This window comes from Thalassovita sp. (assembly GCF_034670005.1).
GTDB lineage: Bacteria > Pseudomonadota > Alphaproteobacteria > Rhodobacterales > Rhodobacteraceae > Thalassobius.
In genome coordinates this window covers 107767-132010 of record NZ_JAXMOH010000004.1, presented here as the reverse complement: position 1 = coordinate 132010, position 24244 = coordinate 107767, and the positions used below count along the sequence as shown (strand labels likewise).

Sequence of the window (24244 nt, the reverse complement as noted above, 5' to 3'; positions counted from 1 at the left end):
CGCACTTAGGTTCATGTTGCAGCAGGGGAAAACATTTTCACCTTTCCCCTGCTTCGCCAAACACAAAGCCAATTACTGATTGCACAGTTTGGCCAAAGGTGTTTTTGTTGGTCTGCTCATTCGTTAAGGTATTATTTCTCACCCAAACAAATTAAAAAGTTGAGTTTGCGTTGTTGTTTTAGGGGGTCCATTTAGAGCATCGGAGAAACGCATAAATTGCGCACTCGCGACATTTATCCCAGCGTAGGAAGCGAAGAAGACCGGCCGCTCATCCAAGCGCTGCTGCAAAAACCGCGAACTCTCGCGATTCAGGACCTTCTGGATCGTAGATTTGAGTTCGTATTCTTCCTGTTGATAGGTTTCTCGACGGCATTGATCTATGCCGTCTGCAATCCGCAGACGCCGATCAGCCTGCCTGAAATGACCATTGTTCAACATGTGCCGCACCCGGCCACCGTATTGCTATTACTGGGATTTGCAGTTTTCCCGCCCCAAAAGCTGTTTTTTTTCATTGCGGCATTCCTGCCTCTTTTCGTGTTTCCCAGCACATGGGCTATCCATACGGGAATCCTGAATTTACCCCAATCCATCGGCATCGGTAAATTTCTGCTACTGGCGGCCGGATTCAATTTCGTGCTGGGGGGCACCCTTGGGTTGAGCACCCGGTTCGTATCGAAAAGGATCGCCAATTTAACGAACAAAATTACATTGGGCGTCGCATTGGTATCGGCCCTTCTTGTGATGTCCATTCTTATTGGATTGGCCATGGCGCTGGCAGCAACCGCTTATGTGGCCGAAGTCCTGAAGATCGGCACTTTTGGGTCGATGGCACCGATGATCGTTGCTCATATGGTGACAGGGGGCACCATCGCGGCCTCGTTGCTGATAATTACGTTGTATCCGCCTAAATTCAGCAAAATCCCACGCTATTTGCCGCTGTTGCTGCTGTTCCTCGGTTCCGGTCTGATCGACAGCTATCTTGGCTGGAAGACCGAACATGTGACGACCATCATTCTGGCTCTTGTGCTGAGGTTCATTTTTCCTCTGCCCACTGCAATTTCAATCAGCTTGACCGGATTGCTGCTGCAAGCCGTAATCCTGCCGAACGCCCCCCAAAGCACAACACAGGAACATTTGGTTTCAGCAGCGCTGCTTCTCGTACTTTCGATCTGCGATCTGATCTTGTTGAACCGATATGTGCTCGAACGTCAGGCCACCCGCGTTCAGGAAATGCTTTTAACGTCGTTCGAATTCGCAAAATTTGGGTATTTCGTCTATAGCGCCGGATTGCAGCGCTTCTGGATTGACGAAAACATCCGCCGAAATCCAAACCGTCCACTCAGTGCATCCGGACCCGAAACATTCCAGCGGATGCACCCGGATGATGCGCGTTTGGTATCGCAGCTTTGGGCACGGTACGACCCTGAGCCACGACAGATCATCGTGCGCATGTCCGATACCGCGCCCTATTCCGAAGCCAAAGACATCCGCGTTTTTCGGATGAATTTCATTTCTGAAACCTCTTGGCAATTTGGGCTGGTCTCACTGGGTACGATCACCGACATCACGGAACTGCATAACATATCCAGCGCGCTTGAGGATGCATTGCATCAGTTGGAAATCAGTAAGGACCGGCAACATCGCCTGTTTGCGCTAATCTCGCATGAATTGCACACCCCCGTGGCGATCCTCAAAATGCTGGCGGATCAAATGAATGAACAGGAGGATTGGGACAAACTGGGGCCCCGCTTCGGCATTGTTCTGGACCAGTGCCTGACATTGATGAAAGATCTGGGCAGCGCAGTACGAGACGAAGACCTGTCGCAGGCCACCATGTCCACGTTCCGGCCCAATGAATTCCTCAATCATCTGACTGGCGTATACCGAATGATAGCCGAAGAGGCGGGAATTTCGGTCGATTTGCGCATTGCACCGCAGTACAGTCAGGTACGGATCACCGATTTCGGACGACTGCATCAGGTACTGGGAAATCTGATCCGCAATGCTGTGCTCCATTCCCGAGGCCAGCAACTGGTTATTGGGTATCACGAAAAACTGCACGATGAGACCCTCGAAGGCATCTGGACCATAGAAGACAATGGCAACGGTATTCCCGATGCCCTTCTTCCCGGTCTGTTTGAACCCTTTAACCGCCAAAACAGCGGCGTCTTTTCCGACTCCGAAGGGACAGGTTTGGGCATGTATATCGTCAAAAAATTCGTGGAAACCCTCAACGGCTCGGTGCTTTACGATCGCAGTCCGCTGGGAGGGGCAAGGTTCACCGTCACGGTACCGTTGCAAGCGGAAGACACGCGAACACCGATTGCGGCCTCGCCTACGACGCCTGAAAAAACCGACCTTTCCGCCCTCCACGTTGCCTTGGTCGAAGACAACGATTTGGTCGCTGAAATCACGCAGCGCCAGTTGAAGAAGATTTTTGCCTCGGTGCATCGGGCATCTTCGGCAGAGGCCCTGCTGGACCGGTTCAATTCGCTGCAATCAGATGTTGTGATCACCGACATCCATCTGCCCGGCATGAACGGGATGGAATTGACCAGAACTTTGCGCGAACAAGGCTATAATGGGGTGATCTTCGGCCTTAGCGGCGCGCCAGACTCGCATGAAATGACCAGGATGGGGGCCGATGCAGTTCTGTCCAAACCGCTAGATAAAGCGAAAATGCGATCATTGTTGGAAGATATCCTGAGGCAGGGTAACCAAACCGCCATCTGAAACTGTGGTTGGGGACGTTATTAAGACTGGCGGATGCGCGACGTATAAACCGGCAGACGCGAGAGGAAATTGCGCGCCTCACTGCGGAAACGGGCTTCTTCGTTCAGGGATCGAGTCCCCCCGCGCAAGGCTTCTTCCAGTGCGGATGCCGTCCACGCCAAATCCCGCAGACCCAATTGACCAGCCTCGGCGACCACGCTGTGAACCAATGAAATCTGTTCCGCAACATCCTTGTTGTCCTTGAAAAAAAGCTCAAGCCGCTGCGACAGACGTTCAATGAATTTCAACGCCCAATCCGCACCCATCAGATCAATAAGATCTTCCAGTTCGCCGGGTGTTTCGGCAACCGTTACGATCGGTGCTGCGGCCTTTTCAATGATCGCAGGACGATTGGTCACGACAGCGAGGATCGCTTCGGTTACATCACGCGCCTGGAAGGGTTTGGACAAATAACCATCCGCCCCGGCAAGCAACATATCTTCGATATCAGATTTCATAGTGCTGGCGGAAAAGGCCACAATCGGAATGTCGCCAAAAGGCTTCGGCAAGGCGCGGATACAGCGTGTCAATTCGTGTCCGCTGATCTTGGGCATTTGCATGTCGCACAGGATCACGTCCGGCGCACATTCGACGATCCGATCCACAGCCAACGACACGTCGGTGATCGCATCGCATCGCACGCCTTCACGCTGCAGGATCCGACACAACACATCAGCAGTGTCTTCACTATCGTCGATCAGCATCACCCTGTTAACGTGCTCGTTCAGTGACGCAGGCATTTCTTCAATTTCGTCATCGAGCGCGGTTTCGAGTTCGACAATCGGAAGGTTCACATGGAACCAGAAAATTGTCCCTTCGCCCAAACGGCTGAATACATTAATTTTTCCGCCCATCTGTTCGATCAGGCCTTGCGAGATAGACAATCCAAGACCACTGCCGCCATGATAGGCACGCGTGCCGTTATCCATCTGGGCAAACCGCTGGAACAACCGATCCTGATCGGCGATCGAAATACCGATACCACTGTCCTGAATTTCGAACCGCAACTGCGCCGTCCCGTCATCGTTTCTCCGCGAAGTCATCCGCAACGTGACGAAACCCTCAGGAGTGAATTTGATCGCATTATTGAGCAGGTTCAAGAGAACCTGAGACAGGCGTAGCGGATCGCCACGAAGAGATTTTGGAACTTCCCGACCGGTTTCCGATGTAAGCACCAATCCTTTGGCACAGGAATGCACCGAAACAAGATCGATCGCTTCTTGCACCAATTCGCGCGGGCAGAAGGATTCATCGCGAAATTCCATGGCCCCGGCTTCGATCCGCGACAGATCAAGGACATCATCGACAATCCTGCTAAGCGTTTGACCCGCATTGGTCAGGCGGGACACCTGTTGCCGTTGGTCCCGGCTAAGTTTTTCGCCGCCAAGTAATTCGGAATAACCGATGATCGCATTCAATGGCGTACGAAGTTCATGCGTAACCGTGGCCAAAAACTGCGACTTGGCCTGACTGGAAACGTTAGCGCGTTGCACTGCGGCGCGCAAATCCCGCTCCACCTCTTCACGGTGTTTCATTTCACGAAATCCGGTAATCAGAACCGTGGTCAGCAAGAATACGGTAGCGGCCAGAACGATAATCAGCGCGAAAACGGTAAACTGCGACTTTTCCACCAAGCCAGACAAACCACCATGCGCGATGTGTTCCTGTTCAGAGATCGCAATCTGGAGAGATGTCTCGAACGCCGTACGCTGCATGTCCACCACATCCCACAGCGCGATTTCGTCGGGGGCTTTGATCGCGGTTCGCAAGCTGGTCATCAACCCCAGTGTGGCGTTGTGCAAGGCGTCAATCCCCATGCCGGCTTCGTCGGATCCGCGGGCATCAAGATCATCGAAGCGGGCGGTAAGTTCCGCCTCGACGTCAGCAAGCAACGCGGTGCTGTTCACCGCAAGGTATTCGGGAACGTCAACACCAATGGATGCGACAATCGCTTCGACATCGCGCAAAGCTTTCAATCGCTGCGTGGATACAGCAATATCCTGAGCCCCGTTGGTGACGAATTGAACGATGTTGAATATCTGGAACACGGAAAAGACAGCCAGCAGCCCGGCAAAGCTGAGCGTGATCAGCGCACCGCGCAATCGCTTGTCGTGCCGGTAGGTATCTACCGGCTCGAACTGCGTTTTCATGATATCCGTGTCTTTCGACATAAAAAGGGATACCTCTGCGTTACAACAACCGGGCGCCGACGGCGACGGCGGAGGTCCGGTTCGAAACGCCAAGTTTCGAAAACAGCGCCGTCATGTGAACCTTGACGGTACCGATACCCAAATCCAGTTCACGGGCGATTTCTTTGTTCGACATGCCCTGAACCAACAACTCGAGCACTTTGCGCTGTCGTGGCGAAAGTTCGGGGATCGTTTCCAGGTCAATTTCTTCGTTCTGAGGGTCAGGCACATAGCGGGATGCTTCTGCCACCTGTTCCGGATCACGATCGGGAACTACCCTCTCAGTTCCATTAACGGAAAACCGGACGTGTTTGTTTACCGTTTCGGGTGGTTCCTGCAACAAAGCTGGTGCATAGACACGGCCCTTTAGGATCTGCGTCAACGCATGCTTCATTTCGCTGATGCCTTCGGATTTGGCGACATATCCATAGGTACCCGAGGCCAGCGCCTCCAATACGTCGTTGCGATTTCGCGAGGCCGAAACCACCGCCATTTTCCGAACTTGCGGGTGTTCCAGCCGCAAACCCTGCAGCGAAGAGGCCCCGAACATTCCGGGCATGCCTAGATCAAACAACGCCAGATCGATGCGTTTGCATCCATCCATCTGCTGTTTCGCCTGTTCCAGATTGCTTGCCTCCAAAATATCGGTGAAACCGAATTCATCTTCCAGAATTGCCACCACCGCCATGCGGAAATATTCGTCGTCGTCAGCAACAAGAGCGACGGTATTAGTCAACGAAATCACCGGCTGATCGTTTTCATCGGATTGTTCGGTTTCACCGATCAGCTGGCTTGCCATCGCGCTTTCCAGATATACCTTGCCTTCGGCCACAAGCCGCAACGGCGTATCCATTGGTGCATCGTCCTGATCGGTATGAAAAATGCCGGTAATCCCAGTCCTAAGTGCATTGCGGGCCACCGAAACAGGGATAGAAGCACCGAACAGAGCAACATGCAGATCCGGGTTGGACTTGCGTAACAGGGAGAATTTTTCGCTATCGAAACACGATCCGTCGGCATCGACTTCAAGCGCCAGAAGCCCGTAGTCATGTTGCCGCAACTCTCGCGTCAGCGTTTCCCAATCGGTCACGAAATTCGTAAAAATCTTACCGTGGGGATCTACACATAACGTCGTTTCCTCCGCTTGGGACAAGATCAGAACACGTAAATCCTGCTCTTCCAGAAACTGCGGAGCGCCTCCGATTTCAGTATCGGTAGAATGCGAAATACGGGTGCCATCACTCATGCCAACAATCCATCTCTTTTTATTCTGTCGTCTCCGCTCTGCTCTGAGTTGAGCAATTGCCCGGGTACGATTCCTTGATTTCATACTACCTTTTCCTGACCCCGGATTTTTCACGCAAAAAGCTAAAGGCCGGGTCCAAAAGTCGCCCGCCTACATACTTTCTGAGTAGAACCCAAACGAACTTTCCCCTGAAAAACTAGGCCACACGGCTGAACGCTAGGCCATACGGCTGAATTGCTCGTCTGCCGAAACACCCGAATACTGAAACCAGCTCGAGATGTGCCGACGCATCCCGGCAGTCACATTCGTATCAGTTTAGCTGCGCAGAGGTCCCCCATGTTCGGGAAAAGAACCGGCTCCATCAGAGAAACGCCACAAGTTGCAAAACTCGCCACGGTTGTCACCGAAGCGCCAAAGGAAGAGCCCGTCGACAAGACCCCTGCCCCCGTTCGTAAGGCCGCGCGAAAACCGACCCCTCAGGTATCACCGAAACCGGTTTCCAAAGGGCTTAAACTGAAATTCGCATCCGAGGGTGAAACTGCCTATTTCGCGTTGAAACGCTCGATCATGGACACGCTGATGTCGATGCTTGATATCAGCCAGTTGGCCAAGATGGAGGCCGACGCCGAACGCACCGAGATCGCCAATTACATCACGGATATTCTGGCCGTGAAAAAAGAAGTGATTTCGGAAGATGAACAGCAATTGCTGATCTCCGACATCACCAACGATATTCTGGGATATGGGCCGCTGGAGCCGTTGCTGGCGCGCGATGATATTGCGGATATCATGGTCAACGGCACCGATCCGATTTTTATCGAAGTGTCTGGCAAGATGCAGCAAACCAGCATCCGTTTCAACGATTCCCAGCAATTGCTGAACGTCTGTCAACGCATCGTCAGTCAGGTCGGCCGCCGGGTCGACGAATCCAGCCCGATCTGTGACGCGCGCCTTCCGGACGGGTCACGTGTCAATGTCATTGCGCCCCCTCTTGCTGTTGATGGAACATCCCTGACGATCCGGAAATTTCGCAAAGATTCCCTTACCTTGCAAAACCTCGTCGAATTCGGATCAATCACCCCCGAAGGGGCTGACATCCTGAAAATCATCGGTCGGGTGCGCTGTAACATTCTGGTTTCCGGCGGCACCGGGTCAGGCAAGACCACGTTGCTGAACTGTCTGGCGGGATATATCGAAACGTCAGAACGGATCGTGACCTGCGAAGACGCCGCCGAACTTCAACTCCAGCAGCCACATGTCGTCAGGCTTGAAACCCGCCCGCCCAGCCTGGAAGGCACCGGTGAAATCACCATGCGCGACCTGGTCAAGAACTGCCTGCGAATGCGCCCTGAACGCATCATCGTGGGCGAGGTCCGAGGCCCTGAATCCTTTGATCTATTGCAGGCCATGAACACCGGTCACGACGGATCAATGGGTACGGTACACGCCAATTCGCCCCGTGATGCCTTGTCCCGACTGGAAGCTATGATCACCATGGGCGGCTCTGCCCTGCCAGCACGTACGATCCGTGAAATCATCGCCAGTTCGGTCGATGTGATCGTTCAGGCACAACGTCTGCGCGACGGGTCGCGCCGGATCACCCACATTACCGAGGTTCTGGGCATGGAAGGCGACGTTCTGACCACTCAGGATTTGCTGGTGTATGAAATCAACGGCGAAGATGAGGATGGTAATCTGATCGGTCGGCACAAATCGACTGGCATCAGTAGACCCAAGATGTGGGAACGTGCGCGCTACTACAACGTCGAAGACCAACTAACCGAATCTCTGCGCGCCTTAGAATGCGATGAATGGCCAACCAATGATTGATATTCTGCATACCCTCCATGTCAGCAACATCGACGTCGCGATTTTCGTAACCGTGTCGGTCCTGATCGCAGGCATGCTGTTTCAGAGTAATTCCGAAAAGGGACGCGGTGCCCTATTGCGGCGTCGCTACAATCGGGTGACGGGCAAAGAGGAAAATGCCCGTATGATGTCGGCCAGTGATCCGATTGACGCCGAATTGCGCCGCAGACAGATCCGTTCGGCAATGAAGCACAAGGACAAGAATAGCGGCCCCACCATTCGCGCCAAACTACACCAGGCTGGGCTGAAATGGAGCATGCCAAAATATGTCGTGATTACCTTGCTGGCAATCGTGGCGGTTTGGGGCGGGCTGATGCTTGTCGTAGGAAAAAATCCGCTGCTCCTGTTTCTGGTCGCGATACCGTTGGGTGCTATCCTGCCGTATTTCTATGTCTTGCGGACCCTGAAGAAACGGCTGAAAAAATTCGCCAATGAATTCCCATCGGCGCTCGACATTATCGTGCGTGGTGTCAGCGCCGGGCTGCCGCTTAGCGAATGTCTGAAAACCATTGCAAACGAAGCGCGCGAACCGGTTCGCTCCGAATTCAATCAATTGCTCAATGACCAGTCGGTCGGCATCCCGCTGGAAAAAGCGGTACATCGTCTCGCGGTGCGAGTACCGCTGCCGGAAACCTCTTTCTTTGCCATCGTGCTTGCGGTGCAATCGCGGAGTGGCGGGTCATTGTCGGAGATTTTGACGAACCTGTCATCGGTTGTTCGCGGACGCAAAATGCTGGACGCGCAGATCCAAACAATGAGCGCCGAAGCCAAAATGTCCGGTCGCCTGATCGGCGCGATGCCGCTTCTGGTGGCGGCCTCCCTGTTCTATCTCAGCCCTGACTACATCACCATTCTAACCTCGACATCCGTTGGCAACCTGATCCTCGCCGGTTGTGTGTTTTGGATGTCGAGCGGCGTTATGGTGATGAAAAAAATGATCAATTTCAAAGTGTAAGGTGTCATCGTGTCGTTGTTTCAGCTTATATCTCCTGTTTATCTTGCCATTGCGTTGACTTCGGTTGCGGGCTTTGCGCTGGTGCTTGGGCTGGCTCTACCCAAACTGCAAAAAGAACATCTGCAACGGCGCCTTGCCAAGGTTGCGATCGAACATGGCGGCATGCGCGCCATGTCCCAAAAGAAATCGCGCCTGGCATCCCTGTTGGCGGCGCAAGGCAACCAGCCCAAACTGGCACAAAAACTACTGCCCGGATTTTTGACGGCAAAATCCTCAGGTGATACGGCACAGCTGAGCAAACGCTTAAAAATGGCGGGAATCCGGTCGAATTCGGCGGTGCAGACCTATGTGGCGATCCGGGTTCTCGGCCCCATCGTGCTGGGCTTACTGGTCCTGTTTTACGGCACGGTTATTTTGGGCAAAGAACCAAATTTCCTGAATATTCTCTTTCTGGGGGGCGGGGGTGGCGTGGTTGGTTTCATGCTGCCCCCGCTAATAATCACCAACCGTATCCAAAAACGTCAGGCCTCGATTCAGGCCGCATGGCCAGACGCGCTGGATCTGCTGCTGATCTGTATTGAATCGGGCTATGGCATTGATGCCGCCCTGATGCGGCTGGCAGAAGAAATAGGGATGCAGTCAACCGAGTTAGCCGAAGAAATTTCGTTGACCGCACTGGAACTGTCCTATCTGCAGGACCGGTCACAGGCTTTGGACAATTTGGTCGACCGGACCGGGTTAGAACCGATCCGCCATGTTGTCGGATCGCTGAAGCAAACAGAAAAATATGGTACTGATCTGGGCCGGGCGCTGCGGGTACACGCCAAGGAAAGCCGCGATCTGCGGCTGGAACGGGCAAAACAGAAAGCCGCCGCGCTGCCGCCCAAGCTGACCGTGCCGATGATCCTGTTCTTCCTGCCTATTCTCTTTGTCATCATCATCGCCCCGGCGATCATCCAGATCATGTACGACTGAAACCGAAGAGGTGCGCTATGCTTAAACAACTGCCGCTGCCATCGTGTTTGTCCAAGTTCGCCCGTGACGACACGGGCTCTGTGCTTATCATGACCGCGCTTCTGTCGCCTCTGGTAATGGCGGGGCTGGGTCTGGGTGTAGAAACCGGGCACTGGTATCAAAAGCAAAGACAGCTTCAGCATATATCCGATCTCGCCTCTCATGCCGCTGCATCCCGTTTGCGCAACGGGGATAGCAATAGTGCCATCTATGTTTCCGCACTAACCATCGCCAAGGGATCCGGGTTTGAATTTGACCTCGGCAGCATGGAATTCCATTCGCCACCGACTTCGGGGACCTATGCCGGCAATTCAGAAGCGGTCGAAGTCATTCTGACCGAAAACCGACCTCGCTGGTTTACCGGAATGTTCATGAACGGCGATGTCGAACTGAAAGCTCGATCGGTCAGCCTGATCAACGGCGGCAGCCCAGCGTGCATACTGGCACTTTCCAACACGGCTTCCGGAGCGGTCACCGTGACCGGGTCGACCGATATCGGCCTGACCAATTGCGTAGTCACTTCGAATTCGGCCGCGACAGACGCGTTTTCGATGAATAGTGGCGCGTCCTATATGACCACAGATTGCGTTCATACAGTCGGCGGTGCCGTCTATACGTCCAACCTGACCCTGACCGATTGCAGCGCGCCAAGAACAATGCAACCCAGAACCAGGGACCCTTATGCGGACCGATCCGAGCCGGTAGTCTGGGGATCCTGCAGCAATGGCCGGATCGGACGTCCGAACGCAAGCACCACCGTCAGCGCCACCGACAGCCATCCTAGCGGTATGCAAAGCAAAAGGTTCTGTGGTGGCCTGACACTCAAGGGCAACGTCACTTTTGAGCCGGGTCTTTACATCGTCGATGGCGGCACGTTTTCGATCAATTCCCAAGCCGTCATTTCAAACCAGCTCGGCGGCGTGACCTTCTTCCTGACCAATGGCGCGGAAATTCATTTCAACGGCGGTTCCACCATCGATCTGGCGGCACCAACGAGCGGGCCAACATCTGGAATGCTGTTCTGGGAATCGAAATATTCCAGCAGCTATAGCGGAGGTCACAGCGGATGCGGCGGTGGCAGCAGTAGCGGCACCACCTCACATATATTCAACGGCGGCTCAGACATGAACCTGGAGGGCGCGATCTATATGCCGGTGTCTGACGTCACGTTCAATGGGGGGGCGAATGCACAGAACGGCTGCACTCAGGTCGTTGCCGATACAATCAGGTTAAGTGGCAATTCCAACCTGTCAGTAAGCTGTGAAAACGCAGGAACTGAAAACATTTTGGCCAGCGAATCAGTTAACGTTGTGGAATGATGAGTGCAGTTTTTAATTCCTGATTTCAGGTAATTAGACGAAAGTTCGAATCACGCAAAGCCCGGTTTCTTCCGGGCTTTTCCTTTTTTCCCTCTGATCCACTCCCATCGAATGCCCGTTCTCCCCCAAAGCCGGTAGCCCCAGATGCTTTGGTATGTAGGCCACACCGCCAAACCCACCATTTTGTCCTAGGGCATCCGTCCGAATTTGTAGCGCCGACATTTCGAGTCATTCTCAGTTCATGGGCCGATCATCCGTTGCTGCTAGACCGGCCCGCCCCCCCGAAGGGCACTCCTACCCCCGGCTGCAATGCCGACAAACCTGAAAGGAAAAGTCCCATGAAAAAGTTCCTGACCAAATTCACAAAAGAAGAATCCGGTGCCACCGCGATTGAATACGCTCTGATCGCCGGCCTGATTTCCGTCGTTGTCATCACCGCTCTGACCACGCTCGGTGGCTCGTTGGAAACAACCTTCACGACAATCTCCAACACGTTGAGCTAAGCCTGCCTTAACGTAGCCAGCCTGCGCAATCCCCGGTTAAAAGGACCAGACGACATGCCGATGATCGACCTATCGCTGCTGTCGCTGTCCGGCTTCACCACTGCCGTCCTTTTCGCCGCATTCTGGGATATCAAGCGCAAGGCGATCCCGAATGGTTTGATCCTGACCCTGCTCGCCGGATTCCTGCTTCTGGCACCCGGGTCAGGATGGAGCCAGGCCGATATCTCGGGAAGCCTCTTGGTTGGTTCGATTGTCGTGTTTGTAGGTCTCACGGCGTTTGCACTGGGCTGGGCGGGAGCTGGCGATGGTAAATTCGCTGCCGTCTGCACGCTCTGGATCGGTGCACAAAATGCGCTCGACTTTCTGTTCATGACGACAGTGTTCGGTGCGCTTTTAACTATGACAATGCTGGGGGCCAACCGTCTTGGATGGTCCCCCCTGTCACCGGAGATCCGTGACGCGGGTGCGGCAACGGGTACACGGCAAATCGCTGTTCCATACGGTTTCGCGATTTCGGCCGCCGCCCTTTTCGTCCTGCCTCGGACACCTTGGGTGTCGGCCTTGTTCTGAGGCCCTCCCGTAATGTTGTTTTCATCCTCCCAGTTTGGGGGTCCCCATGCTCAGATCACTTATCATCGCTATTGCTCTCGTCTGCGGAGGCTCCGCAGCAGTGCTTGTTAAAACGGTTGCGCCAGCCGGTATTTCAAGCGCGACTATCGACCCTAACCACGCCCCGGTTCCGGTCGTCGAGGTCCTGGTGGCAGCGACCGAACTGACCGAAGGAACGGAAACCAAACCCGAACTTCTGGCCTGGGCGACATGGCCCAAGGACGCGACGAGCGAAGCCTATCACATCAGAACCGGCGCCGATGATGAACTGGAGCAGTTGAGCGGTATGATCCTGCGGCACAATTTCGCTCCTGGGCAACCGATCTTGACCAGCAGCCTGTCCAACAGCCGCGAAGGTTACCTGTCGGCGCTTCTGACCACCGGCATGCGCGCCGTTGCAATCGAAGTTTCCGCCGCGCAAACTGCGGGCGGGTTCATCCTCCCCAATAATCGGGTCGATGTGTTGCTGACCACTAACTGTAACTCGGGCCTCTCCTGCAAACACGCGATGAAAACCGAAACCATCCTGCAAAATGTGCGGGTACTTGCCATCGATCAGTCGGGATCGTCGCCCAATGCGGATAGCGCCGTGATCATCGGCAAGACCGCGACGCTGGAAATGGTCCCGGAAGATGCCGAAACCATCATCGCCGCCGAAGCCAGTGGATCGATTTCGCTGCTGCTGCGCTCGGTCGATGACAATGAAATCAAAGAACTTGCTCAATCCGAACCGATTTTCGCACTGCCCGAGGCAACAGCCGAGGTCGACCCGATCCGCACCGTCAAGGTGAACCGGGGCGGGGTCAGCGAAGTCGTCGTGTTGAACTGAACGGACGGAGCTTGAACCATGAAATTTTTCTCGAAATTCACAGCAGACCTGGATGCTGAACAAGGGGTTGGTGCGCATGGAATGCGGCCGGCAATGGGACGACTGCCTTCGATGTCTTGCGACGTCTTCGTCGCAACCCGTCCTACTCGGGCTGCCGTTGAACAAATGCAGGCTTCGCGACACATGTCGCGTGTGCGCTGTCAGGTGTTCAACGGCGGGATCGACGCCGCGCTCGATTTCTATGAGGAAACCGACAGTCCCGATCTGCTGATCGTCGAGGTCGGCGAAGACGCCTCGACCCTGTTTGCCAGCCTGGCTGCACTTGCCGAAATCTGCCGCGTTGAAACCGAACTGGTTCTGGTGGGGCCATCAAACGACATCACCCTTTACCGGGCGCTGACCCGGCAAGGGGTTGCCGATTACCTGCAAACCCCGATCACCGCGCCTTTACTGATCACCGCGCTGTTCGAAATGTTTCGCGATCCCGACAAGGTAAACCTTGGGCGGGTGTTTGCCTTTATTGGTGCCCGCGGAGGTGCAGGATCGTCCAGTGTCGCGCATAATATCGCCTGGATGATGGGTGGACAAACCCGAAGCCATGCCATCCTGGCCGATCTCGATTTCGAATATGGCACTGCGGGATTGTGCCTGAACCGGACACCAGAACAGGATCTTATCGGCACGATTTCCAACACGGATAAGCTTGACGATCAGAAACTCGAACGATTGCTGATCCCCTATGACGATCATCTGAAGCTGTTGGCAGGGCCGAATTTTCCCAAGCATGAACAATCCTTGGAGCCCGAAGCCTTGGGTCACGCCATCGACCTGTTGCGGTTGTTGTCGCCTTATGTGGTGCTGGACCTGCCGCCAACGATTTGTCCGTTGACGCGCAAGGCGATGCATCTTGCCGATGAGGTCATCTTGACCGCCACACCCGATCTGGCCTGTCTGCGCAACACCCGCAGCGTGATCGACATTCTGTCATCCATCCGCGTCGGCGATAAGAAGCCGCATCTGGTACTGAACCAGATCAATCAACCCAAGCGGCCTGAAATCAAACCAGCAGATTTCGTCAAGGCGCTGAACGTGAATGATCCGACCATGTTGTATTTCGACGCTGCAAAATATGGCGCAGCCGATAACAACGGCACACTCGTCGCCCAGCATCGGCGCAACCGCCAACAACGCAATTCCTTTGAGAAGCTAGCCTACACCTTGACCGGAGTGCCGCCGTCAAAGCAAATCGGTTCCAGGTTTCAGCCTGGTAAATGGCTGAAACGGACGCGGGCAGGCTAAGCCATGCGCACCGCTAGGGAAAATTGGGATTCATCCACACGAATGCGGGCGTTTCTGCGCCGATTCGTGCGTGAATCCGATGGCAGTTCGGTGGTGGAGTTCGCGCTTCTCGCTCCGGTCATGCTGCTAATGACCTTGGCGACATTCGATGTTGGCAACTCCATTTCAGATCGGATGGCTATAGATGCGGCGATGCGCAACGGGTTGCAGGTCGCGATGGTAACCGGGTCGCTCGACGATACTCTGCAAATGATGGAAACCACTGCCGAGGCCGAACTCGGTGCCGATCAGGCTTCGTTTCAGGTGACTCAATTCTGCACCTGCGGCACCGTGACTGACACCCAAGTATCCTGCACCAATATCTGCACCGGGTCGGAACCGATGGTCAACGTCTTCCTCCAGCTCGACGGCCAATTCCATCACAACAGTTGGTTCATGCCCGATGTCCAGCTCAACCCAACCCTATTTCTGCAACAAAGATGAAACTGCGACGCTTCATATCCCGGTTCCTGAGCAAGGAAGACGGCACCGCGGCGCTGGAATTCGCCATCGTGGGCAGCACCTATCTGTTGATGCTGGTGGCGCTGTTGGACGTGGCGCGGGGATTTTACCTGCACAACAAGCTGGATTTTGCCGCGGATAAAATCGCCCGTCAGGTCCTTATGGACCCGAATGCCAACGCGAACAGCGTTGACATGCCGCCATCCCTGGACGGGTTCGATCCCGCTCTGCTGGAAGTCGTTATGCAACAGGTGACCATCGCAGGCCACGATTTTCAGAACCTGACACTGTATTACCCGATGTCGATGCTGACGCCGCTGTTGCATGTCAACCTGGTCGATCTGGAAATCAACCGTCTGGTCCCGATCTCCAACTGACCCCTTTATTTCCGCGCCCTTGGATGGCACCTAGTTCTGGGGGCGTCGTTGCTCCTGAACAGGAGACCCGCCATGCCACGCAAACTCATTCTGCCTGACACCCATTCGCAGGCCGCGTCATCAGAGGATGACAGGATGTATGCCCCTTCCGCCGCACGTAACAAAGATTTCATTTGCGATCTGGTCGCCTCACATGCACCGCAAACCGGAAAGGCGCTTGAAATTGCTTCGGGGACCGGAGAGCATATCTGCGCTCTAGCCGGACGGTTGCCCGGCCTGCAGTGGCAGCCCAGCGATCCCGCAGCCGACCGCCGACGATCTATCGACCTGCATGCCAGGGCCTCGGGACTAAACAATCTCCGCCCTGCGATCGATCTGAATGCCGCCACGCCGGGTTGGTCCAAGATTTATCGGGACACCGACCTGATCCTGCTTGTCAACCTGCTGCACCTGATCCCCGAACCGGCGGCGCAAACGGTGATCGCTGAGGCGGCGCTGGCGCTGTCCCCGGGCGGCACGCTTATTCTTTACGGTCCGTTCCTGCGTGACGGTGAAACCACATCCGAAGGCGATGCGCGCTTCGATGCCAGCCTGCGCGCCCAGGATCCCGATATCGGGTATAAGGATGACTGGGATGTCACGGAATGGGTACTGCAATCCGGGCTGGAGCTGGTGCAGGTGGTGGAAATGCCGGCAAACAATCTGGCCTTTGTCGCCCGCCGTCCCTGACCCCTAGCTGACGTCAATCTGATCTTGATCAAGGCGCGCCGCATTGCGGCATGGTTTTGCTGTGCCGATATTGCATTCAAGGAGCTGAAGATATGGCCTGGACCGAAACCCTGACCGACACCCGTAACCGCCTGCGCACGCTGTACAAGACCATCCCCAATGTGACCAAGGGCTTCGGTGCCATGTCCAAGGCGGTGAAAGAAGAAGGTGTACTCGACCTCAAGACCAAGGAATTTATCGCACTTGGAATCGCGGTGGCGATCCGTTGTGAAGCCTGCATCGCGCTGCATGTCGAAATGCTGATCAAGGCGGGCGCGACGCGCGATGAAGTCGCCGATGTGCTGGCAATGACGATACAAATGGGTGGCGGGCCAGCAACGATGTATGCAGGAAAAGCACTGGAATGTTTTGACGAACTGAGCGCAGCGTAGCCGGACAAAGTGCGCGTTTCACGCGCACAGGATATCTCCGGCAGGCGTCCCCGACGCCTGCCGGCGGGTGATTGGGGCGCTGCCCCTCTTGGCCTTTGGCCAATTCACCCCGGAGTATTTGGACCAAGATACCGTCGCCAGCGGTAACCAGAGGACGGAGCCGCAGGCAGAGAATGACCTTTCAAGAATGAAATCACATGTCTTGACGTCAGCCATCCTTGCGTATGGTCGCGTTTTTGGGGTCGTAAGGGCTGTCGCAAACCACGGTTGCATCCCATAGCTGATCGAACATCCGGACTTTGAGTTTCTGACCCTCAACCGCCAGCTCGGGGCGTACATACCCCATGCCGATGGATTTTTCGAAGGCCACCGAATAGCCGCCCGAGGTCAAGCGCCCTACCCGTATGCCATCCTCGAGATACAGCGCCTCGCGCCCCCAGGGATCAGCGTCTTCGGGTCCGTCGATAAGCAAGGTGCAGCATTTCGACCGGATACCCTTGGCTTCCAGCGCCGCCTTGCCATGGAAATCCTTGTCGAGATCGACGAAACGCGGCAGGTCGGCTTCCAGCGGCGTCGCGTCACGGCCCAGTTCGGTACCGAAAGCGCGGTAGGATTTTTCCTGCCGCAGCCAGTTCTGGGCCCGCGCGCCGACCAGTTTCATACCGTGCTTTTCGCCCGCCTGTCCCAGCAGGTCGAACAGATAATTCTGCATCTCGATCGGGTGATGCAGTTCCCAACCCAATTCGCCGGTATAGGCGACGCGGATCGCGTTGACCGGGCACATGCCCAGTTCGATCTGCCGAGCAGACAGCCACGGGAACCGCTTGTTCGACAGCGCCGTGTCCGGATCGGCGTCTTTGATCACCTCTTTTAGCACATCGCGCGCTTTCGGCCCGGCGATGGCGAAGACGCCCCATTGAGTCGTGACATCCTGGATCTCGATATAGCCGAACTCGGGGGCTTTATCGGCGGCGGCCTTGCTCAGGTAATCGGCGTCATAGGCGGTCCACGCCCCGGCGGATACGAGGTAGTATTCATCCTCGCCCAACCGCACGATCGTGTATTCGGTGCGCGTCGTGCCAGCATCGGTCAGCGCATAGGTCAGGTTGATCCGGCCCACTTTCGGCAGCTTGTTACAGGTGAACCAGTCAAGAAATCGGGTCGCGCCGGGCCCCTTGACCACGTGCTTGGTGAACGCGGTGGCGTCGATCAGGCCGACACCGTCGCGGATCGCGCGGGCTTCCTCGACCGCATATTGCCACCACCCGCCGCGGCGGAAGCTGCGCGCAGCATGATCGTCAAATCCTTCGGGGGCATAATAATTGGGGCGCTCCCAACCGTTCACACTGCCGAACTGAGCACCGCGCGCGGCCTGCCGGTCATAGGCGGGTGAAGTGCGAAGCGGGCGACAGGCCTCACGCTCCTCATCCGGGTGGTGCAGGATATAAACGTGTTCATAGGCCTCCTCATTCTTGCAACAGGCATATTCGGTGGTCATCCAAGAGCCGTAGCGCTTGGGATCGAGGCTGGCCATGTCGATCTCGGCCTCGCCCTCCACCATCATCTGCGCCAGATAATAGCCGGTACCACCAGCGGCGGTGATGCCAAAGCTGAACCCTTCGGCCAGCCACATGTTGCGCAGACCCGGAGCCGGGCCGACCAGCGGATTACCGTCAGGTGTGTAGCAGATCGGGCCGTTGAAATCGTCCTTCAAACCCACCTCTTCACTCGACGGAAGCCGGTGGATCATCGACATGTACTCTTCTTCGATCCGTTCCAGATCGAGCGGAAACAGATCGGCGCGGAAACTGTCGGGCACGCCATAGGCGAACCGCGCCGGGGCGCCCCGTTCATAAGGGCCAAGAATCCAGCCACCGCGTTCTTCACGCACATACCATTTGGCATCGGCATCGCGCAGTACCGGATGTTCGGCCCCACCCTGCTTGCGATACTCGACCAGCGCCGGATCGGGTTCGGTGACGATGAACTGGTGTTCGACCGGAATTGCGGGGATCTTGATGCCCAACATCTGTGCGGTGCGCTGTGCGTGGTTGCCGGTGGCGGTCACCACATGTTCGGCGGTGATCACGACCCGTTGGTCCGTCGGCACCAGGTTGCCGCCCTTTTCCCCCATCTTGGTACAGGTGACCTTCCATTCGGCCCCGGTCCACTCATAGCCGTCGACCTGCCATTTGCGTTCAATGGTCACGCCGCGCTGGCGCGCGCCCTTTGCCATCGCCATGGTCACGTCGGCTGGATTTATATAGCCGTCGGTCGGGTGATAAATCGCGCCCTTCAGGTCCTCAGTCCGCACCAGCGGCCAGCGCTCCTTAATCTGCGCCGGGCTCAGCCATTCATAGGGCACATCGCAGGTTTCGGCGGTGGACGCATAGAGCATGTATTCGTCCATCCGGTCCTGCGTCTGCGCCATCCGCAGGTTGCCCACGACGGAAAACCCCGCGTTCAACCCGGTTTCTTCCTCAAGCGTCTTGTAGAAATCGACCGAATATTTGTGGATATGGGTCGTCGCATAGCTCATGTTGAACAGCGGCAGCAGCCCCGCAGCATGCCAGGTCGACCCTGCGGTAAGCTCATCACGTTCCAGAAGCATCACATCGGACCATCCGGCGCGGGCCAGATGATAGGCGATCGAGGCGCCAACGGCGCCACCGCCGACGACCAAAGCTTTGACATGGGTTTTCATTTGCGGGCGACTCCGTTGGATCTTGTGTTTCCGAGAGTTTTACCGATTGCGCCGCTGCACGCGAGAACCAGCCGACCCATGATCGCGTGAAACCGACACATGGCAGCAATACGACCCCGACATTCCCCCTTGCTGCCGCGCAGCGAATACCGTAAAAATACGGTATATTGAGGGGGAGGGCCTGCAGACATGCATATCTGTCGCAGCATCGAAGACTGCCGTGCTGCCGTTGCGGATTTGCGCAATCGGGGCAAGAGCATCGGTTTCGTGCCAACCATGGGCGCATTACATGACGGTCACCTGTCGCTGGTTCGGCTGGCGCAGACCAATGCGACGAGCTGCGTTGCCTCGATCTTCGTCAATCCAACGCAATTCGGCAACGCTTCGGATCTCGACCTTTATCCGCGTGACGAGGACCGCGATCTTTCGCTGCTGGACGAGGCGGGCGTCGAAATCGTGTTTCTGCCCGAGGCCGATGTTATTTATCCTCCCGGAGACGAAACTATCGTCGAAACGACCCGGCTGGCCAATATGCTGCATGGCAAGGTGCGGCCAGGGCATTTCCGCGGCGTGACGTCGGTGGTGAACCGGCTCTTCAACATCGTGCAACCCGATGTCGCTGTGTTCGGAGAAAAGGACTACCAGCAACTTATGGTTATCAGGCAGATGGTGCGCGACCTGCATATGCCGGTCCGTATCGTCGGTGGCCCGACCATGCGCGAAGCGGATGGGCTCGCCATGTCATCGCGCAATCAGCGCCTGTCCCCTGCGGACCGCCTCGCGGCGGTTGTGCTGAGCCGGTCTCTTGACGCAGCTGCAGCCCGCGCAGGCGATCCCGGCGTGAGCGTCGACGATATCCGCGATGTAATCGCCAATACCATCGCAACCGAACCAAGAGCCCGTCTACGCGGTCTCGATACAGTAGCCGCCGACACGCTGGACTATCTTCACGGCCCGATAAACGAACCGCTGGCCATCATGATCTCGGTCCAGTTTTCCGACATTCTTTTGATTGACCAGAGGGTTATCCAGCCATGAGCGCACAAAGCAAGATCCGCCGCAACACCGTTCCCCAGATCGCCGCGCACAAGGGCAACACCCCGATCGTGTCACTGACCTCCTATCACGCCCATACGGCAGCGATCGTCGACAAATACGCCGATTTCATCTTGGTGGGCGATAGTCTTGGTATGGTCATGCACGGAATGGAAAGCACTGTCGGGGTGTCCCTGGACCTGATGATCATGCATGGCAAGGCGGTCGTACGCGGCACAAAGAAGGCCCTGATCGTGGTGGACATGCCGTTTGGCACTTACGAAGAAAGCCCCGCCATGGCGTTCCGCAATGCCGCCCGGATCATGAAGGAAACCGGCTGCGGCGCGGTGAAGCTGGAAGGCGGCGCACGGATGGGAGAAACAATCCGGTTCCTGACCGAGCGCGGTATCCCGGTAATGGCCCATATCGGCCTCACCCCGCAATCAAGCCATGTTATGGGCGGGTTCAAAACCCAAGGCCGGAATGAAGACACATGGCCACTTCACGAAGCCGACGCCAAGGCCGTGGCCGAAGCCGGTGCGTTCGCCGTCGTGCTGGAAGGCATGGTTGAACCCCTGGCCGCGAAGATCACCAAACAGATCGAGATCCCGACCATCGGTATCGGCGCGTCTGCCAATTGCGATGGTCAGATCCTCGTGCTTGAGGACATGCTGGGACTGAACGAATGGACTCCGAAATTCGTCAAGACCTATTGCAATCTGGGCCCGGCCATCGAACAGGCGGTGTCTGAATACGCCGAAGACGTCAAAAACCGCAGATTCCCCGGCCCCGATCAGGTTTACAAGTAAGTCAGACTGAAATGTGCAGCCTTCCAGGGCGCACCGGTCTTGCTTCGATTTAGGGCGAAGCAGTTGGGGGCGCTGCCCCCAAACCCCCGGAGTATTGCCGCCAAGAAGAAGAACCAGAGCACCTTGAGTTTCTTCTTGGTGTAAATACTCCTGCCAGAGGCAGTCCCGAAAGAAAATGGCGAAGGCATTTTCTTGAGACATCATGTGCGCGCATATGCGCGCTCAATTTATCAGGTCTGAACAATTCCGCACAGATCCCGTTCGCACATCTGGAATTTGCATTCTGCGGAAACTGCCCCAAATTAAGCGCAATGAACAGGAGGTTCCAATGACTTTCAGACCCGTTGCTGCAACCAGCCAGGCCCAACCGACAATGGAAGGGGCCGGTGTTCATCTGCACCGTGTTTTCGGCTTTGACGATCCGACGCTGACCGATCCCTTCCTGATGATGGATGATTTTCGGAACGATGATCCTCGGCTGTATTCCAAGGGGTTCCCGTGGCATCCGCATCGCGGCATCGAAACCATCACCTATGTGCTAGAAGGGTCGGTGGAACATTCCGACAGCTTGGGCAACAAGGGCGTTTTGCGTCCCGGAGGGGTGCAATGGATGACCGCCGGGTCCGGCATTGTGCATCAGGAAATGCCCAGCGGCGACGCCAAAGGGCAGATGCACGGGTTTCAACTTTGGGCGAACTTGCCCTCAAGTCTGAAAATGACGGCGCCACGGTATCAGGACATTAGTCGGGGCGACATTCCGGTCGAGGTGGATGACGATGGCACCGCGATCAAAGTGATCATAGGAAATTTCTGGGGTCTCAGCGGCCCGGTCGACGGCATCGCTGCCGAGCCGATGCTGCTGGACGTGTCCGTCCCCCCTGGGAAGCGCAAGGTGCTGAAGGTTGATACAAGGTCGAATGCTCTGGCCTATGTCTTTGCCGGATCGGGCAGGTTCCGCGATGCCAGCGATCCGGTCGGGATCAGGGTGGAAAAAGAGTTCGGCGGTCAGGAACTGAACATCCGCGACATGACAGGCAACCGCACGTTGGTCCGGTTCGGTTCGGGAGACGAAATCACCGTTCAGGCGGGCGAAGACGGCATCCGTTTCCTGCTGATGACCGGGCGTCCGATTCAGGAACCCGTCGCATGGCACGGCCCAATCGTGATGAATACACGCGCGGAGCTAAGGCAGGCTTTCGCAGACCTGAACAACGGCACCTTTATCAAGCACAAGGCCGCGTTCTAGCGGCCAAGTGCAATCCCTTCGCGCCGGGGATCGGCCCCGCCCTGCAGCATGTGGCCGATCGCTATGGCATGAAGGCCGGAATTCAGCGTCCCGTATTTGACATCATACCCCCTCTGCTCAAGCGAAGCAGCTAACGACTCGGCAGTCCCCGCTTCCACATCGTATGTACCGAAGCGATTGACCAGATGCCCCATTGCAACCGTTTGCTGCACATTCATACCCCAATCGAGATGCGCAATGATCGCCTGTGCGACATAGCCGATGATCCGGCTTCCACCGGGTGATCCAATCACCAAAACCGGCTTGCCATCTCTCAGCACGATCGTGGGTGCCATCGAAGATCTGGGCCGTTTACCCGGCGCGACCGCGTTGGCAATGGGGCGGCCATCACGGTGAGTGCGGAACGAAAAATCTGTCAATTCGTTGTTGAGAAGAAACCCGCGCACCATCAGACGAGACCCAAAGGCGTTTTCGATCGTAGTGGTCATCGACAATGCGTTGCCATAGCTGTCGACGATCGAGATATGCGAGGTCGAGGGGAATTCGATCGCCTCGTCATCGGCCCAATTCAGCGCGTGATCGAAGGTCGGATCACCCGGCGCCACCTCGGGCAATGCATCATCTCCAGATAGTAACATACTGCGTTTGCTTAGATAAGCTTCATCCAGCATGCCTTCGACCGGTACCGGCAAAAAATCACTATCGGCCACGTAGCGGCCCCGATCGGCAAAGGCCAGACGACTGGCATCCCCTATCAACCGCCAGCTTTCCGGATTATCTGCTCCCAGCCCCGGCAAATCGTAATCACGCAACAGGCCAAGGATTTGCCCCACGGCCAAACCGCCCGAAGATGGCGGCCCCATGCCGCAAACTTCGTAACCGCGATAGGCAACACAGACCGGATCGCGTTCGACCACGTGGTAGATCGCCAGATCGAGCGGCGCAAGTTTGCCTTCATTGCCCGGCGCCGTTTGGACCGTCGTTGTGATATCCATCGCAATATCACCTGAATAAAACGACTCAATACCCTGATCTGAAATTATTTTCAGAGTTTCAGCATAGGCCGGGTTGTGCAAAATCTGCCCCGCCGTAATGGGCGCGCCACCGGGCAGGAAATAGGCTGCGGTATCGTCAAATCGTGCCAGTCTGTCGCGATCCCGTGCTACCAGAGATGCCAGACGCGGGGAAACAATGACCCCTTCTTCTGCCAACCGGATGGCATCGTCAAACAGGCCGTCCCATGGTCGATTGCCCCATCTGTGCTGCGCTTCTGCCAATAAGGCAGGTGTACCGGGTGTGCCCACCGATCGTCCACCGACGACTGCATCGAAGAATTTCAGCGGCTCGCCCGTGTCTGTTTGAAACAGGCGCGGCGTCACTGCAAGTGGCGCGGTTTCACGGCCATCCAGCGTGGTCAGCTTTCCGGTTGAGGCATCGTACCAGAGCAGGAATGCCCCACCGCCCAAACCCGAGGATTGCGGTTCGACCAGTCCCAGCACAGCCTGAACGGCGACAATCGCATCCGCCGCAGTGCCGCCGATTTGCAGAACCTTCGCTCCGGCTGCCACGGCAAGAGGATTAGCCGCAGCGATCATCCACTCTTGTGCGATGACCGGCTGGCCTGCGGCTTTGGTTCGCAGCGCAGCCATCACGTCCTTGGACGCGTTCGGCCAAAACGCCGATATTTCCGATCCGGCTTCGGGAGCAACCGCATCGGCGGCTTGTTGGGCATGTGCCGTCGCAGACAGGCATGTCAGCGCCGCGAAGGTCAGATATCGAAGCCCCTTTTGCATGCCCCGCCGCATTGA

Annotated in this window: 20 protein-coding genes; 16 read left to right on the top strand and 4 right to left on the bottom strand. The window is 56.2% G+C overall.

Annotated elements, in window-relative coordinates:
- Window positions 1-216: 216 nt before the first annotated feature.
- On the top strand, window positions 217-2733 hold the full coding sequence (locus VOI23_RS10155; protein WP_323784655.1) for a hybrid sensor histidine kinase/response regulator: 2517 nt from the start codon (window positions 217-219) through the stop codon (window positions 2731-2733).
- Between the two features lie 20 nt (window positions 2734-2753).
- Here the strand turns inward: VOI23_RS10155 and VOI23_RS10150 are convergent, their stop codons facing one another.
- Both VOI23_RS10150 and VOI23_RS10145 read right to left on the bottom strand, forming a co-directional pair.
- Window positions 2754-4922: a hybrid sensor histidine kinase/response regulator gene (locus VOI23_RS10150; protein ID WP_323784654.1), complete on the bottom strand. Its 2169-nt coding sequence runs from the start codon at window positions 4920-4922 to the stop codon at window positions 2754-2756.
- Between the two features lie 40 nt (window positions 4923-4962).
- On the bottom strand, window positions 4963-6207 hold the full coding sequence (locus VOI23_RS10145; RefSeq protein WP_323784653.1) for a response regulator transcription factor: 1245 nt from the start codon (window positions 6205-6207) through the stop codon (window positions 4963-4965).
- A gap of 336 nt (window positions 6208-6543) precedes the next feature.
- On the opposite strand from VOI23_RS10145, the gene VOI23_RS10140 reads away from it, so the two are divergent.
- From VOI23_RS10140 to VOI23_RS10085, 12 genes are all read left to right on the top strand, one after another.
- On the top strand, window positions 6544-8037 hold the full coding sequence (locus VOI23_RS10140) for a CpaF family protein (RefSeq protein ID WP_323784652.1): 1494 nt from the start codon (window positions 6544-6546) through the stop codon (window positions 8035-8037).
- Entirely contained in the window at window positions 8030-9031 is a 1002-nt protein-coding gene (locus VOI23_RS10135; protein WP_323784650.1) for a type II secretion system F family protein, read from the top strand. The genes VOI23_RS10140 and VOI23_RS10135 overlap by 8 nt, the downstream gene beginning before the upstream one ends.
- Before the next feature lie 9 nt (window positions 9032-9040).
- On the top strand, window positions 9041-10006 hold the full coding sequence (locus VOI23_RS10130) for a type II secretion system F family protein (protein WP_323784649.1): 966 nt from the start codon (window positions 9041-9043) through the stop codon (window positions 10004-10006).
- Window positions 10007-10023: 17 nt separating this feature from the next.
- Entirely contained in the window at window positions 10024-11364 is a 1341-nt protein-coding gene (locus VOI23_RS10125) for a TadE/TadG family type IV pilus assembly protein (RefSeq protein ID WP_323784648.1), read from the top strand.
- A 338-nt stretch (window positions 11365-11702) separates the two neighbouring features.
- Window positions 11703-11867, top strand: coding sequence for a Flp family type IVb pilin (locus VOI23_RS10120; RefSeq protein WP_160971962.1), 165 nt, complete (start codon window positions 11703-11705; stop codon window positions 11865-11867).
- Window positions 11868-11921: 54 nt separating this feature from the next.
- Complete coding sequence (locus VOI23_RS10115) at window positions 11922-12437, top strand: A24 family peptidase (protein ID WP_323784647.1); 516 nt, start codon at window positions 11922-11924, stop codon at window positions 12435-12437.
- Window positions 12438-12483: 46 nt separating this feature from the next.
- Entirely contained in the window at window positions 12484-13305 is an 822-nt protein-coding gene (gene cpaB, locus VOI23_RS10110; RefSeq protein WP_323784646.1) for a Flp pilus assembly protein CpaB, read from the top strand.
- A gap of 18 nt (window positions 13306-13323) precedes the next feature.
- Window positions 13324-14604 (top strand): hypothetical protein, encoded by a 1281-nt coding sequence (locus VOI23_RS10105; protein WP_323784645.1) that lies wholly within the window; start codon window positions 13324-13326, stop codon window positions 14602-14604.
- 42 nt (window positions 14605-14646) lie between these two features.
- Window positions 14647-15087, top strand: coding sequence for a TadE family protein (locus VOI23_RS10100; RefSeq protein WP_323784644.1), 441 nt, complete (start codon window positions 14647-14649; stop codon window positions 15085-15087).
- Window positions 15084-15482, top strand: a complete 399-nt coding sequence (locus VOI23_RS10095) for a TadE family protein (RefSeq protein ID WP_323784643.1) — start codon at window positions 15084-15086, stop codon at window positions 15480-15482. The genes VOI23_RS10100 and VOI23_RS10095 overlap by 4 nt, the downstream gene beginning before the upstream one ends.
- 72 nt (window positions 15483-15554) lie before the next feature.
- Window positions 15555-16211 carry a DUF938 domain-containing protein gene (locus tag VOI23_RS10090; protein ID WP_323784642.1) on the top strand — a complete coding sequence of 219 codons (657 nt, stop codon included), beginning with the start codon at window positions 15555-15557 and terminating at the stop codon, window positions 16209-16211.
- Between the two features lie 92 nt (window positions 16212-16303).
- A complete protein-coding gene (locus VOI23_RS10085; RefSeq protein ID WP_323784641.1) occupies window positions 16304-16642 on the top strand; it encodes a carboxymuconolactone decarboxylase family protein in 339 nt (112 codons plus the stop codon).
- 208 nt (window positions 16643-16850) lie between these two features.
- Here VOI23_RS10085 and VOI23_RS10080 read toward each other — a convergent pair whose 3' ends face one another.
- Window positions 16851-19346: an FAD-dependent oxidoreductase gene (locus tag VOI23_RS10080; RefSeq protein ID WP_323784640.1), complete on the bottom strand. Its 2496-nt coding sequence runs from the start codon at window positions 19344-19346 to the stop codon at window positions 16851-16853.
- A gap of 189 nt (window positions 19347-19535) precedes the next feature.
- Between VOI23_RS10080 and panC the strand changes: the two genes are divergently transcribed.
- From panC to VOI23_RS10065, 3 genes are all read left to right on the top strand, one after another.
- Entirely contained in the window at window positions 19536-20384 is an 849-nt protein-coding gene (panC, locus tag VOI23_RS10075) for a pantoate--beta-alanine ligase (RefSeq protein WP_323784639.1), read from the top strand.
- Complete coding sequence (gene panB / locus VOI23_RS10070; RefSeq protein WP_323784638.1) at window positions 20381-21190, top strand: 3-methyl-2-oxobutanoate hydroxymethyltransferase; 810 nt, start codon at window positions 20381-20383, stop codon at window positions 21188-21190. The genes panC and panB overlap by 4 nt, the downstream gene beginning before the upstream one ends.
- 328 nt (window positions 21191-21518) lie before the next feature.
- On the top strand, window positions 21519-22436 hold the full coding sequence (locus VOI23_RS10065; protein WP_323784637.1) for a pirin family protein: 918 nt from the start codon (window positions 21519-21521) through the stop codon (window positions 22434-22436).
- Here the strand turns inward: VOI23_RS10065 and ggt are convergent.
- On the bottom strand, window positions 22433-24241 hold the full coding sequence (gene ggt / locus VOI23_RS10060) for a gamma-glutamyltransferase (protein WP_323784636.1): 1809 nt from the start codon (window positions 24239-24241) through the stop codon (window positions 22433-22435). The two genes, VOI23_RS10065 and ggt, sit on opposite strands and share 4 nt — an antisense overlap.
- Window positions 24242-24244 lie beyond the last annotated feature (3 nt).

What these genes read in the sequence shown, in the direction of transcription:
- VOI23_RS10150 (WP_323784654.1), bottom strand. Translation starts at nt 4,922, where the DNA reads ATGAAAACGCAGTTCGAGCCGGTAGATACCTACCGGCACGACAAGCGA.
- VOI23_RS10145 (WP_323784653.1), bottom strand. Translation starts at nt 6,207, where the DNA reads ATGAGTGATGGCACCCGTATTTCGCATTCTACCGATACTGAAATCGGA.
- VOI23_RS10140 (WP_323784652.1), top strand. Translation starts at nt 6,544, where the DNA reads ATGTTCGGGAAAAGAACCGGCTCCATCAGAGAAACGCCACAAGTTGCA.
- VOI23_RS10135 (WP_323784650.1), top strand. Translation starts at nt 8,030, where the DNA reads ATGATTGATATTCTGCATACCCTCCATGTCAGCAACATCGACGTCGCG.
- VOI23_RS10125 (WP_323784648.1), top strand. Translation starts at nt 10,024, where the DNA reads ATGCTTAAACAACTGCCGCTGCCATCGTGTTTGTCCAAGTTCGCCCGT.
- VOI23_RS10120 (WP_160971962.1), top strand. Translation starts at nt 11,703, where the DNA reads ATGAAAAAGTTCCTGACCAAATTCACAAAAGAAGAATCCGGTGCCACC.
- VOI23_RS10115 (WP_323784647.1), top strand. Translation starts at nt 11,922, where the DNA reads ATGCCGATGATCGACCTATCGCTGCTGTCGCTGTCCGGCTTCACCACT.
- cpaB (WP_323784646.1), top strand. Translation starts at nt 12,484, where the DNA reads ATGCTCAGATCACTTATCATCGCTATTGCTCTCGTCTGCGGAGGCTCC.
- VOI23_RS10105 (WP_323784645.1), top strand. Translation starts at nt 13,324, where the DNA reads ATGAAATTTTTCTCGAAATTCACAGCAGACCTGGATGCTGAACAAGGG.
- VOI23_RS10100 (WP_323784644.1), top strand. Translation starts at nt 14,647, where the DNA reads ATGCGGGCGTTTCTGCGCCGATTCGTGCGTGAATCCGATGGCAGTTCG.
- VOI23_RS10095 (WP_323784643.1), top strand. Translation starts at nt 15,084, where the DNA reads ATGAAACTGCGACGCTTCATATCCCGGTTCCTGAGCAAGGAAGACGGC.
- VOI23_RS10090 (WP_323784642.1), top strand. Translation starts at nt 15,555, where the DNA reads ATGCCACGCAAACTCATTCTGCCTGACACCCATTCGCAGGCCGCGTCA.
- VOI23_RS10085 (WP_323784641.1), top strand. Translation starts at nt 16,304, where the DNA reads ATGGCCTGGACCGAAACCCTGACCGACACCCGTAACCGCCTGCGCACG.
- VOI23_RS10080 (WP_323784640.1), bottom strand. Translation starts at nt 19,346, where the DNA reads ATGAAAACCCATGTCAAAGCTTTGGTCGTCGGCGGTGGCGCCGTTGGC.
- panC (WP_323784639.1), top strand. Translation starts at nt 19,536, where the DNA reads ATGCATATCTGTCGCAGCATCGAAGACTGCCGTGCTGCCGTTGCGGAT.
- panB (WP_323784638.1), top strand. Translation starts at nt 20,381, where the DNA reads ATGAGCGCACAAAGCAAGATCCGCCGCAACACCGTTCCCCAGATCGCC.
- VOI23_RS10065 (WP_323784637.1), top strand. Translation starts at nt 21,519, where the DNA reads ATGACTTTCAGACCCGTTGCTGCAACCAGCCAGGCCCAACCGACAATG.
- ggt (WP_323784636.1), bottom strand. Translation starts at nt 24,241, where the DNA reads ATGCGGCGGGGCATGCAAAAGGGGCTTCGATATCTGACCTTCGCGGCG.